This is a genomic window from Bacillus sp. jun7 (genome assembly GCF_051034795.1).
Classification (GTDB): Bacteria; Bacillota; Bacilli; order Bacillales; family Bacillaceae; genus Bacillus; species Bacillus velezensis.
Map to the genome: position 1 here is coordinate 682,757 of NZ_CP093219.1, position 16,260 is coordinate 699,016.

Here is a 16,260-nt window from a genome sequence, read left to right on the forward strand (position 1 = left end):
TTATGTGAGTATTGAATTAACGTATCCCCGGGTGTCTTTGTCCACTTCTTGGATATCCGCAAGACTCGGATCCTGAATTACGCTGTGGCGGTCCAATGCTTTTTCAATCAGGTCCTCAATCGATAAGAATGAAATCCGTCCGGCAAGAAAAGCGGCAACGGCTTCTTCGTTGGCCGCATTTAAAACCGTCGGCATCGTTCCCCCTATTTTACCTGATTCAAAGGCAAATTGTAAGCAGCGGAACCTTTCAAAGTCAGCTTTCGCAAAATGAAGGCTTCCGATCTCCCATAATTCAAGCCTTTTTGCTTCAGGCAGAGGCAGCCGGTCCGGATATGTCAGCGCGTATTGAATCGGCACCCTCATGTCCGGATTTCCGAGCTGGGCGATGACGCTTCTGTCGTGAAATTCAACCATCGAATGAATGATGCTCTCTTTATGTAATACAACGTCAATCTGTTCATACGGAATGTCAAACAGCCAATGCGCTTCAATGACTTCAAGCCCTTTATTCATCATTGTAGCCGAGTCAATCGTAATCTTTGCACCCATCGACCAGTTCGGATGATTAAGGGCGTCGGCAATCGTTACAGACTCAAGCTCCTGCCGCGTTTTATCTCTGAAACTGCCGCCGGATGCCGTAATGATCAGGCGCTCGATATTTTTGCTCTGTTCGCCTTGCAGCGCCTGAAAAATAGCGGAATGTTCGCTGTCGACCGGAAGAAGAGGAACACCGTATCGTTTTGCGTGTCCTTTCACTATATGCCCGGCAGTGACGAGAGTTTCCTTATTTGCAAGCGCAATTGTTTTTTTCTGTTCAATCGCTTTCAAAGTCGGGATTAAACCGACGCTTCCAAGCAGCGCATTGACCACGATATCCACTTCGTCCATGACTGCCGCTTCAATCAGGCCTTCTTCTCCGATGCCGATTTGACATTCATGAGAAAAAGACGCTTCTTTCACTTTTTGATATGTATCCATGTCGCCGACTGCTACATATTTCGGCTGAAACGTTCTGATCAACGGGATCGCTTTCTCGGCGTTTTTACCGAAAGTCATCGAGACGAGACGGAACTGATCTTGATGCATGCGCAATACGTCTAACGTCTGCTCCCCGATTGATCCTGTTGCTCCTAAAAGACAAATATTCTTCAAAATGCCACTCCCATTCTATGCGTCCAGATCGGTCTTATTTTCATATTAGCCTTTCTCATGAAAAAAGCACAAGCAGAAAGTATAAGAACGGCATGACAAACAAAAAGCTGTCAAATCGGTCTAAAATGCCGCCGTGCCCGGGAAGGATTTTCCCCGAATCTTTCACATCATAGTGCCGCTTAAGCGCTGATTCAACCAAATCCCCGATCTGTCCGAACACAGACAGAACAAGCGTGATGACCAAAAGAACCAGGTATGAAATCGGAAGGTGCGCAAACAGCTGAAAAACAGCCGTAAAAATAAGGGCGATGACAATACCGCCGAGAAACCCTTCCACCGTTTTGTTGGGACTGATTTCGGGCCACAGCTTCCGCTTCCCGAGCGACTTTCCGACGAAATATGCGCCTGAGTCCGTTGACCATATGACAACGCAGGCATAAAAGATATACAAAAGCCCGTTTGTTTCAATGTTTCTGATTTCGATAAAATAATGAAAACACAGTCCGATATATACCGTCGCTAGGACGATAAACCCGACTTCATCAAACGTAAAGGTGTTTTTCACAAGCACCGTATAGCTGAGCAATATCAAAACGGCGAAAATCGTTACTTCCATTTTCGCGTCAAAAAAATGATATTTGTCCGGCATCATATACAGCCATAATAACAGGAGGCTGATCAGACCCGGAAAAGAAAAAAACTTGAGCTTTTTCATCCGCAAAAGCTCAAAAAGCGCTATACTGCCCATCACATAAACAAATACGGTGAACGGCAATCCTCCGAAAATAACCAAAAATAAAAATAGTGCCGCTGCCAGAACACCCGTTAACAATCTTTGTTTCATTTCCACCATCCTCTAAATTCCGCCAAACCTCCGGCCCCGCTGCTGAAATTCTCCCACTGCCTGCAGAAAGTGATCTTCTTTAAAATCGGGCCACAGGACATCTGTAAAAACAAATTCACTGTAAGCCACCTGCCAAAGCATAAAGTTGCTCAATCTGATTTCTCCGCTCGTTCTGATGAGCAGCTCCGGGTCCTGGATTGATTCTGTCATTAAATGCCCGGAAAAGAGCGCTTCATCAATGTCTTCGATATTCAGCGTGCCGCTTTTCACCTGTTCGGCCAGTGCTTTTGCCGCATTGACGATTTCCGTGCGTCCGCCGTAGTTCAAAGCGAAATTGAGAATCATCCCGTCATTTTGTTCTGTATCTTTTACGGCTTTCTCAATCGCCCTGTACGTATGAGAAGGGAGCGCGGATTCATCTCCGATAATTTTCACCTGTACATTTTCCTCTATCAATTCAGGAAGATACGTATTCAGGAACTCTTCCGGAAGCTTCATCAAAAAGTCGACTTCCATCTTCGGGCGCTTCCAGTTCTCCGTTGAAAACGCATAAAGAGTCAGAACTTTAACGCCGAGCTGACTTGCGAGCTTTGTCACCCTTTTTACCACTTTCATTCCTTCATGATGTCCTGCAATCCGAGGGAGTGAGCGCTTCTTCGCCCAGCGTCCGTTTCCGTCCATAATAATGGCAATGTGTGCGGGAATTTCACCCTTCAGTATGTCTTCTTTTGTATACCGTTCTAAGTTGGAAGCCGCATTCTGCTGATTCTTCCAATTTTTGAGTATGTTGAGCATGAGATTCCTCCGTCACCCAAAAAGGTTGCGTTGCTGATGATCAATGTAATCAACAGTATTAACAAAAAAACCCCCTGTAAACATGAGAGGGTCTTTTCACATTATCTATTGTACATAGTTTTTCATTAAACTTCCATGATTTCTTTTTCTTTGTCCTTTGTGACACTGTCAATTTTTGACACATATTCGTCTGTCAGCTTTTGAACGTCTTCACTGGAAGCACGAAGCTCGTCTTCTGTAATGTCTCCGTTTTTCTCAAGTTTTTTGAGGTCATCGTTGCTGTCACGGCGGACATTACGGACTGCTACTTTCGCTTCTTCCGCGTATTTTTTCACGACTTTGACAAGTTCTTTACGTCTTTCTTCCGTCAAAGCCGGGATCGCGATACGGATAATTGTGCCGTCACTTGTCGGCGTTACGCCAAGATCAGCTTTCAGGATCGCTTTTTCAATATCGCCGATTGCCGTTTTGTCATACGGTGTGACAACAAGCATACGCGCTTCAGGCACATTGATGGAAGACAGCTGGTTTAAAGGTGTTTGGGCACCGTAGTATTCTACTGTCACTTTATCCAATAGAGATGGGTTGGCACGTCCTGCGCGGACTGACGCCAATTCGCGTGAATAAGCGGCAACCGCTTTTTCCATGCGTTCTTTTGTTTGTGTTAATACTTCGTTTGACAACGTTATTTCCCCCTTACGATCGTTCCGATTGATTCGCCGGTTACGGCACGCTTAATATTTCCTTCTTCCATAATAGAAAAGACGATCAGCGGAATATCATTATCCATACATAGTGAAGAAGCCGTAGAATCCATGACTTCCAGCCCGTCTTTTAACACATCGAGATAAGATAATTTTTCGTATTTAACGGCTGACTCATCTTTTCTCGGATCAGCATTATACACACCGTCGACATTATTTTTCGCCATTAAGATCACGTCCGCTTCGATTTCAGCGGCACGCAGCGCTGCGGTTGTGTCCGTAGAGAAATAAGGGTTTCCTGTTCCCGCGGCAAAAATAACAACGCGTTTTTTCTCCAGGTGGCGGATGGCTTTTCTTCTGATGTAAGGCTCAGCGACCTGACGCATTTCAATTGATGTCTGCACTCTGGACTGAATTCCGAGCGTTTCCAGGCTGTCCTGCAGGGCAAGTGAGTTCATGACAGTAGCAAGCATGCCCATATAATCGGCCGTCGCACGGTCCATTCCTAAGTCACTGCCTGTTTTTCCGCGCCATAAGTTGCCGCCGCCTACGACTACGGCCACTTCGACGTCAAGCTCAGCGATTTCTTTTACCTGTTTAGCGATGGATTGGATGACAGTCGGATTAATGCCATTTCCCTGCTCTCCTGCCAATGCTTCTCCGCTAAGCTTTAAAACGATACGATTGTATTTTGGTTTTTCCATAATAACCTCCAAGTGTAAACATTGCCGTTTCCTATTATGCAAGAGAAAAAAAGGTTTGTAAATATAGTTTTAAAAATAGGGAACACAAGTAGTGTCCCCTATACTGCCTGAAAAGCCGCGAAAGATTCGCCAAGGCTTTCCGCCATTATTTTTTCACTTGGTTCATAACTTCTTCAGCAAAGTTTTCTTGGCGTTTTTCAATACCTTCTCCAACTTCGTAGCGGACGTAAGTTTTAACAGATGCGTTTTTCGCAGCCACAACTTGTTTCACTTTTTCGTCTGGGTTTTTAACGAAAGCTTGGTCTAATAAGCAAATTTCTTCGAAGAATTTGTTCAGACGGCCTTCAACCATTTTAGCTACGATGTTTTCCGGTTTGCCTTCTTGAAGAGCTTGCTGAGTCAGGATCTGACGCTCATGGTTTGCTTCTTCTTCAGACACTTGGTCGCGGGAAATGTAACGAGGATTTACCGCTGCAACATGCATCGCGATGTCTTTTGCAAGATCTTCGTCAGTTGTTCCGCTAAGAACGGATAATACGCCGATGCGGCCTCCCATGTGAAGGTAAGCACCGAACGCTTCGCTGTCTTCTTTTGTAATAACAGCAAAACGGCGAAGAGTGATTTTCTCTCCGATTTTAGCAACGTTGCTAGTGATGTATTCTTCAACAGTAGAACCGTTTTCCATCTTTTGACCCATTGCTTCTTCAAGATCAGCAGGAGCGTTTGCAAGAAGGTGGTCAGCAAGCGTGTTCAGAAGCTCTTTGAAGCCTTCGTTTTTCGCAACGAAATCAGTTTCAGAGTTTACTTCTAAGATAACGCCTTTGTTGCCGTCAGTTTTAATAAGAGTAGAACCTTCAGCAGCGATACGGTCAGCTTTTTTAGCCGCTTTCGCAATTCCTTTTTCTCTCAGAAGGTCGATTGCTTTGTCCATATCTCCGTCAGTTTCAGTCAATGCTTTTTTACAGTCCATCATACCAGCGCCTGTTTTTTGACGCAGTTCTTTTACCTGCTGTGCAGTAATAGCCATTTGAATTCCTCCTTATATGTGTAAACAAGATATGTATAGATACATTTTTCTTGAAAAAAGGTGATAAAAGGCAGTCCCTTCTATCACCTTTTGATTAGGTTACGCAGTTGTCGTTTCTGTTTCAGGTGCAGTCTCTTCAGCAGCTTCCGCTTCTTCTTCGCCTTGCTTCGCTTCAAGAATAGCATCTGCCATTTTAGAAGTAAGAAGTTTGACAGCGCGGATTGCGTCATCGTTTGCAGGGATTACGACATCAATTTCATCAGGATCACAGTTTGTATCTACGATTCCGATGATAGGAATGTTCAATTTGCGAGCTTCCGCAACAGCGATGCGCTCTTTGCGAGGATCGATGATGAATAATGCATCAGGAAGATCCTTCATGTCTTTAATTCCGCCGAGGAATTTTTCAAGACGCTCTAATTCTTTTTTCAATTGAACAACTTCTTTTTTCGGAAGTACTTCAAATGTACCGTTTTCTTGCATTTTCTCGATGTCTTTCAGACGCTTAATGCGTTTTTGGATTGTTTCGAAGTTTGTCAGTGTACCGCCCAACCAGCGTTGGTTGACATAGTACATGCCAGAGCGTACAGCTTCTTCTTTAACAGAATCCTGAGCTTGTTTTTTTGTGCCGACGAAAAGGATTTTTCCGCCTTCAGCAGCAAGGTTTTTCGTGAAGTTGTAAGCTTCCTCTACTTTTTTCACTGTTTTTTGAAGGTCAATGATGTAGATTCCGTTACGCTCCGTGAAAATGTAACGCTTCATTTTTGGGTTCCAGCGGCGTGTTTGGTGGCCGAAGTGAACACCAGCTTCAAGCAATTGTTTCATAGAAATAACTGACATGTGATTTCCTCCTAATAAAATGGTTTTTTTCCTCCGCTTAGGTCATTTTTGTGCAGAACTGCCGTTTGCAGCACCCTCTGCATAAATCGTTAAGCGTGTGTATTTAACACCAAGACATAATATAACACAGCTTTATGCGACAATCAAGAATCCTTTACAGCTTTGCCGCGAAATTTTAAAAACAGCTCGATTTCTGTCTTTCCGCTCTGCACCCGTTTGGCGATTTCCGCGGGGGTGAGCCCTTGTTCATATAATTCTGAAACACGTTCTTCAAACGAATGCGCGCCGCTGTTTTCGTCACTTTCAGCCCGTTCTGTTGCACTGATGAGCTTTTCCATGTGGTCCGGAATATCAGGCTCTTTTTTCGGTTCCGGCCGGGGTTCGGCGTCTTCTGCGTCAGGTGCTTGATCATTCCGGCTTTTTGCGTCTTCGAGTCTTTCATTTTCTTCTTTCAGCTCAAGCAGAAACGCTGCAAGAGTGTTTTCCGTCTCTTCAAGAATCTTCTTCTGCTGGCGCTCCGTCTCCTTGAGGGCTGAAAACCTCGTGTACAGAATAATGACGGCATAAAGCAGTACGCCGTGAAGCACAAAGCTTAAAAGCCATAATAGTGTTGACATGTTTTTCACTCGCTAACCATGAGTTCATTATTGAATTACTTTTTCAAGCAGGTGCTTTAATTTAAACAGCGCCTTTGAATGAATCTGTGAAATCCGCGACGTCGAAAGGTTCAGGACTTGTCCGATTTCGGTCAAAGTCAGTTCTTCTTTATAGAATAAACTGACGACAAGCTGCTCTTTTTCAGAGAGCTCGTGAATTTTGCCCGCAAGCTGAGCGATCAGCTCGTCCTTCATGATTTTTTCTTCCGGCGGCACATTTTTGTCATCTCTGATCATCACTTGAATATTCTCACCGTCATCCTGGTCGTGAAGCTTTTCATCAATTGATAAGAGATTGGCAAAAAAACCTTCATTCATCGTTGATACTACGTCCTGTTCCGTCATGCCCAGCTCTTCTGCGATCTCTGAAGGCGTCACATTCCGAAGGTAGCGCTGTTCAAGTTTTTCGATTGCCGCTTCGACTTTTTTTGTCTTCTCCCGTGAAGTTCTGGGCAGCCAATCTTCTTTACGCAGCCCGTCGATGATTGCACCGCGAATTCTAAACGAGGCATAGGTATCAAATTTTAAATCCCGGCCGGGGTCAAATTTTTCCAGGGCATCATATAAACCAAGCATACCAAGGCTCATTAGATCGTCTTTATGCACCGATTTCGGCAGTCCGACGGAAATTCTGCCGACATGATATGTGACCAGCGGCATGTAACGGCGCATTAAATCATCACCGGCTTTAGGATCTTTCCACTCTTTCCAGCGCGACCAAAGCACCTGATCTTCATAATTCAAGGATTGCATTGTTATCCCCCTACCTCATACCTTTATTAAATCGTTGTTTCACCTTGTTTAACAGTTCGAATGTGCAGCATGCAGGACTTTGGCTCAAATTCAATCGTCCGGCCGCTTGAGCCGCCCGTATCTTCACTGATGACCGGAATGTTATACAATGAAAGCTGCTCTTTGATAGCCGCTACATTCCTCGGACCGATTTTCATCAGGTCGTTTGTCATTTTAAACTTAAACATCTCCGCTCCCCCGGCGAGTTTTGCCTTCAGGGCAAACTTGCGGCAGCCGGCTTTCAAAAGCATATCAATTGTCATCTTAACGGCGGTGTCCGCGTATTTTGCACGGTTGAGCTCCGCCGTTTTTGATAAACCGGAGTCCGGCAGCATGACGTGAACGAGTCCTGCCGTTTGTTTGTCTTTATCGTATAAAACCAGCCCCACGCATGAACCGAGTCCCGAGGTTCGGATTTTATCCGGGTAACGCGCGACTTGAACATCCGCAATCCCCACTTTAACGACTGCGGCTTCCGCACGGCTCATAAAGCCGCACCCAATGAGACGAAGAGCTTTTCAAAAGAATCATAGTCCGGGAGCATAAACATATGGGCTTTGAGCTCCTGCCGGCTGCCCTGGTCAAAAATAGAAGTATCCACGACAATGGCATGCTCTCCGACTTGGCTGAGCTCCATCAGTCCTTCACTGATAACCGCGCCGAACATATCAAGTGAGATTTCCGGCACGCTCGGGTAAATCTCAAGCTTTGTCAAATCAGCCAATGCCGTTAAATAGGAGCCTGCTAAAATATTGCCAAACTCATGTAAAGCAGAAGAACTCAAATGATCTTCACCCAACTGGTCAATATCAAAATCCGGATTTCCGATCAGCTCTCTGATAAACTGTTCCGCTTGATCAAAAGGCATGATGAGAAAGATAGAACCGGTCATGTCGCCTTCCATTCTTAAAAAGATACTGGCGACCGGCGTTTCAGCCCCGCCGAAAAAATCAGCGAGCTCATCAAATGTCAATAAAGTCGCAAACGGCACTTCCATGTCTATCTTTCTGTTCAGCAGCTGAGCCATGGCAGAAGCCGAGTGACCCGCCCCGATATTTCCGACTTCCCGCAAAATATCCATCTGCTCTTCTTTGATCGCTTCAAACTTACTCATGTTGTCTTTTCCCCTTTAAGCATTCGGCTCTCCGGACGCAGATGCCGAAGCACCTTTATCCAGCACCGCATGCGCATCGATAATATTGAGGAGCCTGTTATCTTGCTTGACGATCTGTTTAATCCACACATCCGTTTCCTTTGTCTGGCTTTCAGGCGCGGATTCAATTTCATTTTCATGCACGGTGATGACGTCATTGGCCTCATCCACGACCCATCCGACATCGGCGTCACGGTAAGAAATGATGATAATCCGTGTCTCTTCTGTGATGTCCTGTTCAGGCTGGTTCAGACGTTTTCTTAAATCAAGAACCGGGGTAATCACTCCGCGCAGATTGATAACGCCGCGGATATAAGATTCCACCCCCGGGACCCTCGTCGGTTTTTGCCACTTTTCAATTGATTTCACCTGGGAAACTGAGATAGCGTATTCTTTCCCGTTTATCATAAACACAATCATTTTTTCACCTGTTTTGATTTCAGCAGTCATGCGGGCACCTCCTCGTGTCGTTTTAGTAGATCAGCGCATTGCAATCAATAATCAGCGCCACTTCTCCGTTTCCGAGAATCGTAGCGCCGGAAATCGCAAAGACGTTCGTCAAATAGTCGCCGAGTGATTTCAGTACGACTTCCTGCTGTCCGATAAAAGAGTCCACGACAAAAGCAGTGGATTTATCGCCCTTTTTCACGACGATTACATGGAACTGATCGGCATCCTGTTTTGAATCCGTAATGCCGAATTCATTTTTCAGATAGACGATCGGAACGATTTGGCCTCTGAAATCAATCACTTCTCTGTCATGCGTCTGCAGGATATCTTTCTTATCAATAACAGCCGTCTCTATAATAGAAGAAATCGGTATCGCAAACGTCTCTTCTTCCAGTTTAATGAGAAGAACGGATATAATTGAAAGTGTCAGCGGAAGCTGGATACTGAAAAGAGAACCTTGACCTTCCGCGGATTTGACACTGACAGAGCCGCCGAGTGATTCGAGTTTATTTTTTACGACATCCAGACCGACGCCCCGACCTGAAATGTCAGAAATTTGATCGGCAGTCGAGAAGCCAGGAGCAAAAATAAGCTCGTAAATCTCATTATCTTCAAGCGTTTCAGCATCACGTTCGGTGATTACACTCCGCTCGAGCGCTTTTTCAAGAATTTTCTTTCTGTTCAGGCCGGCCCCGTCATCTTCAACCTCAATAAAGACATGATTGCCGCTGTGATATGCCTTAAGCACGACATGACCCGATTCCGGTTTTCCTTTATTCACCCGCACTTCAGGCGATTCAATGCCGTGATCGATGCTGTTTCTGATTAAATGCACAAGCGGATCGCCGATTTCATCAATCACCGTGCGGTCCAGCTCCGTTTCAGCTCCGATGATGGACAATTCGATTTTCTTGTTTAATTCCTTTTGAAGCTGGCGGATCATTCTCGGGAAACGGTTAAAGACGGTTTCTACCGGCACCATCCGCATATTAAGAATAATAGACTGAAGGTCGCCCGAAATTCTGGTCAGGCGTTCAACGGTTTCAGTCAGCTCATTGTGGTCAAGCTCTTTGGCGATCTGCTCAAGACGTCCGCGGTCAATGACAAGTTCTTCAAAAAGATTCATTGAAGAATCCAGTCTTTCAATGTTGACACGAATCGTTTTCGAGCCGCTGTGATGCTTCGGCTGTTCTTCCGTTTTCGCTTGCGGCTTCGGCGTTTTTTCAGCCTTTTTAACCGGAGTTTCCTTCACCGGTTCAGCCGCTTGCGGTTTTTCGGCCGTTTTTAACGGCGCACCGGCAGAAATTTCGACTTTCTCCACTTCTGAAATGCCGCTGATGAGTTCTTTAATTTCTTCAGCAGGCTGCTTTGTCAAGAAACACACCTGAAAATCCGTTCCGAAATCTTCCGTCTCAAGTACTTCCGCGGCGGGTATCGTTTTTGCGACTTCCCCGGCTTCATTCAGCTTTTCAAATATCATGTACACGCGCACGGCTTTGAGCATGCAGCTTTCATTCAGAGAAACCGTTATTTCATAGCGGCTGAATCCCTGCTCTTCCGCCTCTTCAATAACAGTCCGTTCGAACTCATCATAATTCCATTCAGTTGAAGTCTGTTGTTTTGAAGCCGGCGGTTCTGCTGTTTCGGCTGAAGCCGCAGTCTCATGCACCGCATTTACGTCGAGCTTCGCACTTACTTCAGAAATATCACGTTTGCCGTCTCCTCCGTCAATAATGGACTGCACCATCTCTTCAAGATGATCAAGCGCTTCAAACAGCACGTCCAGCCAATCCGATGTAACGGGCATTTCTCCGTTGCGGATGGCGTCCAGCACATTTTCCATCAGGTGGGTTAAATGCGCCAGATCTGTATATCCCATCGTTGCGCTCATGCCTTTCAGCGTATGGGCAGCTCTGAAGATGTCATGCACAAGCTGAAGGTCTGCCGGATCTTTTTCCAACAGCAGCAGCTTTTCGTTACATGTCTGTAAGTGCTCTTTACTTTCATCAATAAAGACATCTAAATATTGATTCATATCCAATTGATTCACACCCTCTCTTTTTTCACACATCCGGTGATGGATGCCGCGATATCTTCCACATGTTTAATCTCATGAATGAGGCCCGCCTTTATCGCTGACTTCGGCATTCCGAACACAACACAGGATTCGTCCGATTCCGCAATCGTTTTAACGCCGCCTGTTCTGAGCATTTCTTTTACGCCTTCGGTTCCGTCGCTGCCCATGCCTGTCATAATGACGGCTACCTTTTCGTAATCGGATAAGCGGCTTGCCGACCGAAACAAATAATCGGCTGACGGTTTATGCCGGCTTTCCGTATCATGAACGTCAAGAATGATGCGGAGCCTTCCGCCTTCCTCTGCAACCGTCATATTTTTTCCGCCGGGCGCGATGTACACCCATCCGTCTTTCGCTTCTTCACCGTTTTCCGCTTCTTTGACCTGAATATCTGACAAATGGTTGAGTCTGTCTGCAAGTGAAGCGGTGAAGCCTTCAGGCATGTGCTGAACGACAAATACAGGCGCCTTTAAATCCTTCGGCAGTTTCGGAATCACCTTTTGCAGGGCACGCGGTCCGCCTGTAGAGGTCGCGATGAATACGGCCTGCTTGGCGGATTTTGCTTTCGGTCTTTCAAATCCCGCCAAAGCCGGACGTTCCGGGATAGAAGGCTCTTTCACTGCCGCCTCAGGTTTTTGTGCGCGGGACAGCCCGGCTGCAATCACTCTCTCAATCAGCTGCTCTTTAATTTTATAAAGATCAAGTGAAATCGATCCGGAAGGCTTAGTGATAAAATCAAAAGCGCCCATTTCCAGGCAGTTGATCGTTCGGTCCTTCCCTTGCTGTGTCTGGCTCGATACCATGATGACGGGAAGTTTATATATGCTGATGATCTTCCGCAATGTATCCGTTCCGTTCATGACCGGCATTTCAATATCAAGCGTGACAACATCCGGTTTGAGAAGCTCTATTTTCTTCAGCGCCTCTTCCCCGTTTCTGGCTGTCCCGATGACTTCTATCTGCACTTCCGCAGCCAGAAAATCGGTAATCATCTTTCTCATAAAAGCTGAGTCATCAACGACAAGCACACGAATCACTGTAAAGTCCTCCTCAATAAAAAAGAAGATAGTCTCTCAATAAATGCCGGTTTCTCTTCTCTTGGTTTGTTTTCTTCCGTTTGAAACAAGACATCCGTCAGAAGACGGACGGACCTGCTGGCTTTTGCTTGAGGACTTTTTATTAAAAAAGGCACCTGGTCAATGACGGCTTGACTTACTAGCGGATCATCGGGTATGGAGCCGGCGAAACGCACCTCCGCGCCTAAAAACGTGTGAATCGCATGAGAAAGGCGGTTGTACGTGTCCAGCGCCTGTTTTTGGGCGCGGGCGCGATTGACAGCAATGTTTACGGTCAGCCGTTCATCCGCGAGCAAAAGATGTTTGATCGCGCTGTAGGCATCCATAATGGCCGTCGGCTCAGGCGTTGTCACGGCGAGAATGTCTTCCGCCGATAAAATAAACGGCAGCTGTTCTTTTGAAAGTCCCGCTCCCATATCAAACAGAACGTAATCAAAATCGCTTAATACAGCGGAAAGACCATTCATAAAAACCGACCACTTCTCTCTGTCTGCTTGATAGATCGCCTCAAGCCCCGTTCCTCCGGATATGTAGCGAAGGCCTTTCGGACCGGAGGAAAGTGATTGAGCCAATGCATGCTGATTCTCCATCACATCAATAATGGTGCGGGAAGAAGCAGCGCCGATCAGCACATCAATGTTGCCCATTCCGATGTCAAGATCAATGATGAGTGCTTTTTTTCCTTTTTCCTGCAGGGCAACTGCCATGTTTAATGTTAAATTAGATTTTCCGACGCCGCCTTTACCGCTGATGACGGCTAATGTCTTCGCTTTTTTCTCATAAAGCTCCGGCTTGATCATTTGCCGCTCTCTCATTTTCCTTCTTAATGACTCTGCCTGATCGGGTTTCATGCCAAAAGCATCCTTACAAACTCTTTTGGTGAAGCCGATAGGATATCTTCAGGCACATCCTGTCCATTTGTCAAATAGGCGGCGCCGATTCTTGATTCCGACAGCACTTGAAACACGGAACCGAGCGAGGCGGTTTCATCCGCTTTCGTAAAAATGAATTGATTGACCGGCACACCGGAAAACTGTTTCAGCACCTGTTTCATATCTTCATATTTTGCAGATGCCGATAATACGAGAAAGGATTGTAAACCTGAGTCAAACGGAATCATCTCTTGTAATTCCGTAATATACTGCTCTTCTTTGAAATTTCTTCCGGCTGTATCAATGAAAACATGGTCATATTCAGCGAATTTTTCCTGCGCCTTCAGACATTCTTCTTTTGAATAACATACTTCAAGAGGAGCCTGAAGCAGCTCAGCATACGTCTTCAGCTGTTCAACCGCGGCAATACGGTACGTATCCGTCGTCATAAATGCAATTTTTTTATGCTCTGTCAGCATTGATGAGGCTGCGAGTTTTGCAAGTGTAGTCGTTTTGCCGGCTCCGGTTGAACCGAAAAGCACGACATATTTTGATTGAATTCCTTCCTGCCACCTGTCTGCTGAAGGGAGTTTTTTCACTAACAAATCCTGCAGTTTCGAGTTGACATTTTCATCAGTTAAATCGCCGGAAGCAATTGAAGAACGGAGCAATTCACTCAGCACGGCGTTTTGCGTATGATCAGGAAGCCCGGCTTGCTTCAATAGTCTCTCGGCTTTTTTTAATGGTTCAGGGAGCACCTCTTTGTAATGTGCCAGATCGTCTGAAGTACTGTGATCAGAAAGACGCGGCGGCTGAACGGGCTCAGCTTTCTCCGCCTTTTCCGTCTTTTTCATTTCTTCACCGGCAGCAGGCGGAGTTTTTCTCGCTTCCCTGACGTCACGATCTAAAACGGCTATCACTTCAACGGCTTGCTGTGACCGCAGCCCCAGCCATTTTCGTTTCTTTACTTGTTTTGAATGTAAAATAACGGCATCGTTACCGAGTTCCTTTTTGATTTGCTTCGCGGCATCCTGCATTGAAGCGGCTGTAAATTTTTTTATCTTCATTAAATATCCACCACTCCAATGCTCTGTACTTCAACGTTTGCTTCCAGCTCATTATAAGAAAGAACCGGCAGATCAGGGAAATAGCGTTCTAACAGCTGTTTTACATACATTCTGACAGCGGGCGAGCAAAGAAGAATTGCCGTCTCCTGCCGGATGGAAAGCTGCTCGGCCTCTTTAGCGACAGAACGGATGATACTGTCTGAAACCTCGGGATCGAGCGACAAGTAATTGCCTTGTTCAGTCTGCTGAACCCCGTCTGCAATTGCTTTTTCCACCCGGCCTGAGCATGTCATGACTTTTAGCGTTTCATGCTCTCTCGCATATTGAGCCGTGATTTGTTTGGCAAGCGACTGTCTCGCGTATTCTGTCAAAAGGTCTGAATCTGTTGTTAATCTTCCGTAATCGGCAAGTGTTTCAAAAATGGTCACCAAGTTTCTGATTGAAACTTTTTCTCTCAGCAATTTGGCAAGCACCTTTTGAATATCGCCGACAGAAAGAGGGTTTGGCGTGACTTCCTCAACAAGCACAGGATAATTTTCCTTCAGATGATCGATCAGCTGCTTTGTTTCCTGTCTGCCGACCAGTTCATGGGCATGCTGCTTAATCTTTTCTGTAATATGCGTGGATACGACAGACGCCGGATCAACAACGGTATACCCCAGCATGTCCGCTTCATCCTTCGCTGCTTCACTGATCCATTTTGCGGGCAGTCCGAACGACGGCTCAATCGTTTCAATTCCTTCAATGACATCATCTTCAGGCGTAGGCGACATCGCTAAGTAATGATCAAGCAGAAGCTCTCCTTTAGCGACTTCGTTGCCTTTAATTTTCAATCTGTATTCATTCGGCTGAAGCGCGATGTTATCTCTGATGCGCACAACCGGAATGACAAGCCCCAATTCAAGCGCAAGCTGACGTCTGATCATGACGATGCGGTCAAGAAGATCACCGCCCTGCCCTGCGTCTGCAAGCGGCACAAGCCCGTATCCGAACTCAAATTCAATCGGATCAATATGTAGAAGCTGTACAACGCTTTCCGGGCTTTTCAGTTCATCCGCCTGAGCCTCTTCTTCAAGAATTTCTTCCTCTTCTTCGCTCGGCTTATCCGTTTTGGACAGCGTGTAGGCGCCGAATGCAAGCAGGCCGGCAATCGGCCCCGTCAGCAGAATGCCGATCGGTGTAAGAAGACCAAGCAAAAGAACAGTTCCCGCGGCTACATACAAGAGCTTCGGATAAGCGAACAGCTGGCCTGTAATATCATGACCGAGGTTTCCTTCAGATGCCGCTCTCGTCACGACAATCCCCGTAGCCGTAGAAATGAGCAAGGCCGGCATTTGAGAAACGATACCGTCACCGACCGTCAGCATTGTAAAGTGAGAAGCAGCTTCTTGTATGCTCATCCCCTGCTGCAGCATGCCGATTACGATCCCGAAAATAATATTGATCATCACGATGATGATACCCGCGATGGCATCCCCTTTGACGAATTTGCTCGCACCGTCCATGGCACCGTAAAAATCCGCTTCCCGGGCGACTTTTTCACGTCTGTGCTTTGCGTCCTGCTCCGTAATCATGCCGGCGTTTAAATCCGCGTCAATACTCATTTGTTTTCCGGGCATCGCATCGAGCGTAAATCTCGCCGCGACTTCCGATACCCTCTCGGCGCCTTTTGTAATGACGATAAACTGAATAATAATCAAGATAATGAAGACAACAAGCCCTACCAGCACATTTCCGCCGACAACGAAATTCCCGAATGTCTCAACAACCTTTCCCCCTTCTCCATGAGAAAGAATCGAACGTGTCGTCGACACATTGAGCGCAAGGCGAAAAAGCGTCAATAACAGCAGCAATGACGGGAAGATCGAGAATTGCAGCGGTTCTTGCATATTCATTGTGGTGAGAAGCACGATCAACGCAAGAGAGATATTAATGATGATCAAAATACTTAACAACCATGGAGGGAATGGAATCACCAGCATTGCCACAATGAGGACAACACTTATTAAAACCGATAAATCTCTTGTTGACATGCTGTTTTTCTCTCCTTT

The 16,260-nt window shown here is 46.1% G+C and carries 17 protein-coding genes; all 17 read right to left on the reverse strand.

From position 1 onward, the window contains the following. The 17 genes from dxr to flhA all read right to left on the reverse strand — a co-directional run bounded on the left by dxr (nt 1) and on the right by flhA (nt 16,242). Entirely contained in the window at nt 1-1,152 is a 1,152-nt protein-coding gene (gene dxr / locus MJQ52_RS02795; protein ID WP_070081828.1) for a 1-deoxy-D-xylulose-5-phosphate reductoisomerase, read from the reverse strand. 55 nt (nt 1,153-1,207) lie between these two features. Continuing rightward, nucleotides 1,208-2,005, reverse strand: a complete 798-nt coding sequence (locus MJQ52_RS02800; RefSeq protein WP_434181854.1) for a phosphatidate cytidylyltransferase — start codon at nt 2,003-2,005, stop codon at nt 1,208-1,210. A gap of 3 nt (nt 2,006-2,008) precedes the next feature. Further along, nucleotides 2,009-2,791: an isoprenyl transferase gene (locus MJQ52_RS02805; protein WP_014417783.1), complete on the reverse strand. Its 783-nt coding sequence runs from the start codon at nt 2,789-2,791 to the stop codon at nt 2,009-2,011. Between the two features lie 125 nt (nt 2,792-2,916). Next, a complete protein-coding gene (gene frr / locus MJQ52_RS02810; protein WP_003154212.1) occupies nt 2,917-3,474 on the reverse strand; it encodes a ribosome recycling factor in 558 nt (185 codons plus the stop codon). Nucleotides 3,475-3,476: 2 nt separating this feature from the next. Then, a complete protein-coding gene (gene pyrH, locus MJQ52_RS02815) occupies nt 3,477-4,199 on the reverse strand; it encodes a UMP kinase (RefSeq protein ID WP_029973460.1) in 723 nt (240 codons plus the stop codon). A 145-nt stretch (nt 4,200-4,344) separates the two neighbouring features. After that, nucleotides 4,345-5,226, reverse strand: a complete 882-nt coding sequence (gene tsf, locus MJQ52_RS02820) for a translation elongation factor Ts (RefSeq protein ID WP_007409794.1) — start codon at nt 5,224-5,226, stop codon at nt 4,345-4,347. Nucleotides 5,227-5,325: 99 nt separating this feature from the next. Then, on the reverse strand, nt 5,326-6,066 hold the full coding sequence (gene rpsB / locus MJQ52_RS02825; RefSeq protein ID WP_003154215.1) for a 30S ribosomal protein S2: 741 nt from the start codon (nt 6,064-6,066) through the stop codon (nt 5,326-5,328). A 143-nt stretch (nt 6,067-6,209) separates the two neighbouring features. Then, a complete protein-coding gene (locus tag MJQ52_RS02830; protein WP_062623359.1) occupies nt 6,210-6,683 on the reverse strand; it encodes a DUF6115 domain-containing protein in 474 nt (157 codons plus the stop codon). 27 nt (nt 6,684-6,710) lie between these two features. Beyond that, nucleotides 6,711-7,475 (reverse strand): RNA polymerase sigma-28 factor SigD, encoded by a 765-nt coding sequence (gene sigD, locus MJQ52_RS02835; RefSeq protein WP_003154217.1) that lies wholly within the window; start codon nt 7,473-7,475, stop codon nt 6,711-6,713. Nucleotides 7,476-7,501: 26 nt separating this feature from the next. Beyond that, complete coding sequence (gene cheD, locus MJQ52_RS02840) at nt 7,502-8,002, reverse strand: chemoreceptor glutamine deamidase CheD (RefSeq protein ID WP_003154219.1); 501 nt, start codon at nt 8,000-8,002, stop codon at nt 7,502-7,504. Further along, nucleotides 7,999-8,628 carry a CheY-P phosphatase CheC gene (gene cheC / locus MJQ52_RS02845; RefSeq protein ID WP_014417781.1) on the reverse strand — a complete coding sequence of 210 codons (630 nt, stop codon included), beginning with the start codon at nt 8,626-8,628 and terminating at the stop codon, nt 7,999-8,001. Before cheC ends, cheD begins: the two co-directional genes overlap by 4 nt. A 15-nt stretch (nt 8,629-8,643) precedes the next feature. After that, nucleotides 8,644-9,117: a chemotaxis protein CheW gene (gene cheW, locus MJQ52_RS02850; protein ID WP_003154225.1), complete on the reverse strand. Its 474-nt coding sequence runs from the start codon at nt 9,115-9,117 to the stop codon at nt 8,644-8,646. A gap of 22 nt (nt 9,118-9,139) precedes the next feature. Further along, on the reverse strand, nt 9,140-11,158 hold the full coding sequence (gene cheA / locus MJQ52_RS02855) for a chemotaxis protein CheA (RefSeq protein ID WP_094246933.1): 2,019 nt from the start codon (nt 11,156-11,158) through the stop codon (nt 9,140-9,142). Nucleotides 11,159-11,163: 5 nt separating this feature from the next. Next, a complete protein-coding gene (locus tag MJQ52_RS02860) occupies nt 11,164-12,231 on the reverse strand; it encodes a protein-glutamate methylesterase/protein-glutamine glutaminase (RefSeq protein WP_017417783.1) in 1,068 nt (355 codons plus the stop codon). Continuing rightward, nucleotides 12,228-13,121 carry a MinD/ParA family protein gene (locus tag MJQ52_RS02865; RefSeq protein WP_094246934.1) on the reverse strand — a complete coding sequence of 298 codons (894 nt, stop codon included), beginning with the start codon at nt 13,119-13,121 and terminating at the stop codon, nt 12,228-12,230. Before MJQ52_RS02865 ends, MJQ52_RS02860 begins: the two co-directional genes overlap by 4 nt. Further along, nucleotides 13,118-14,209 (reverse strand): flagellar biosynthesis protein FlhF, encoded by a 1,092-nt coding sequence (gene flhF / locus MJQ52_RS02870; protein WP_094246935.1) that lies wholly within the window; start codon nt 14,207-14,209, stop codon nt 13,118-13,120. Before flhF ends, MJQ52_RS02865 begins: the two co-directional genes overlap by 4 nt. After that, a complete protein-coding gene (gene flhA / locus MJQ52_RS02875; protein WP_014470398.1) occupies nt 14,209-16,242 on the reverse strand; it encodes a flagellar biosynthesis protein FlhA in 2,034 nt (677 codons plus the stop codon). The genes flhF and flhA overlap by 1 nt, the downstream gene beginning before the upstream one ends. Nucleotides 16,243-16,260: the final 18 nt, after the last annotated feature.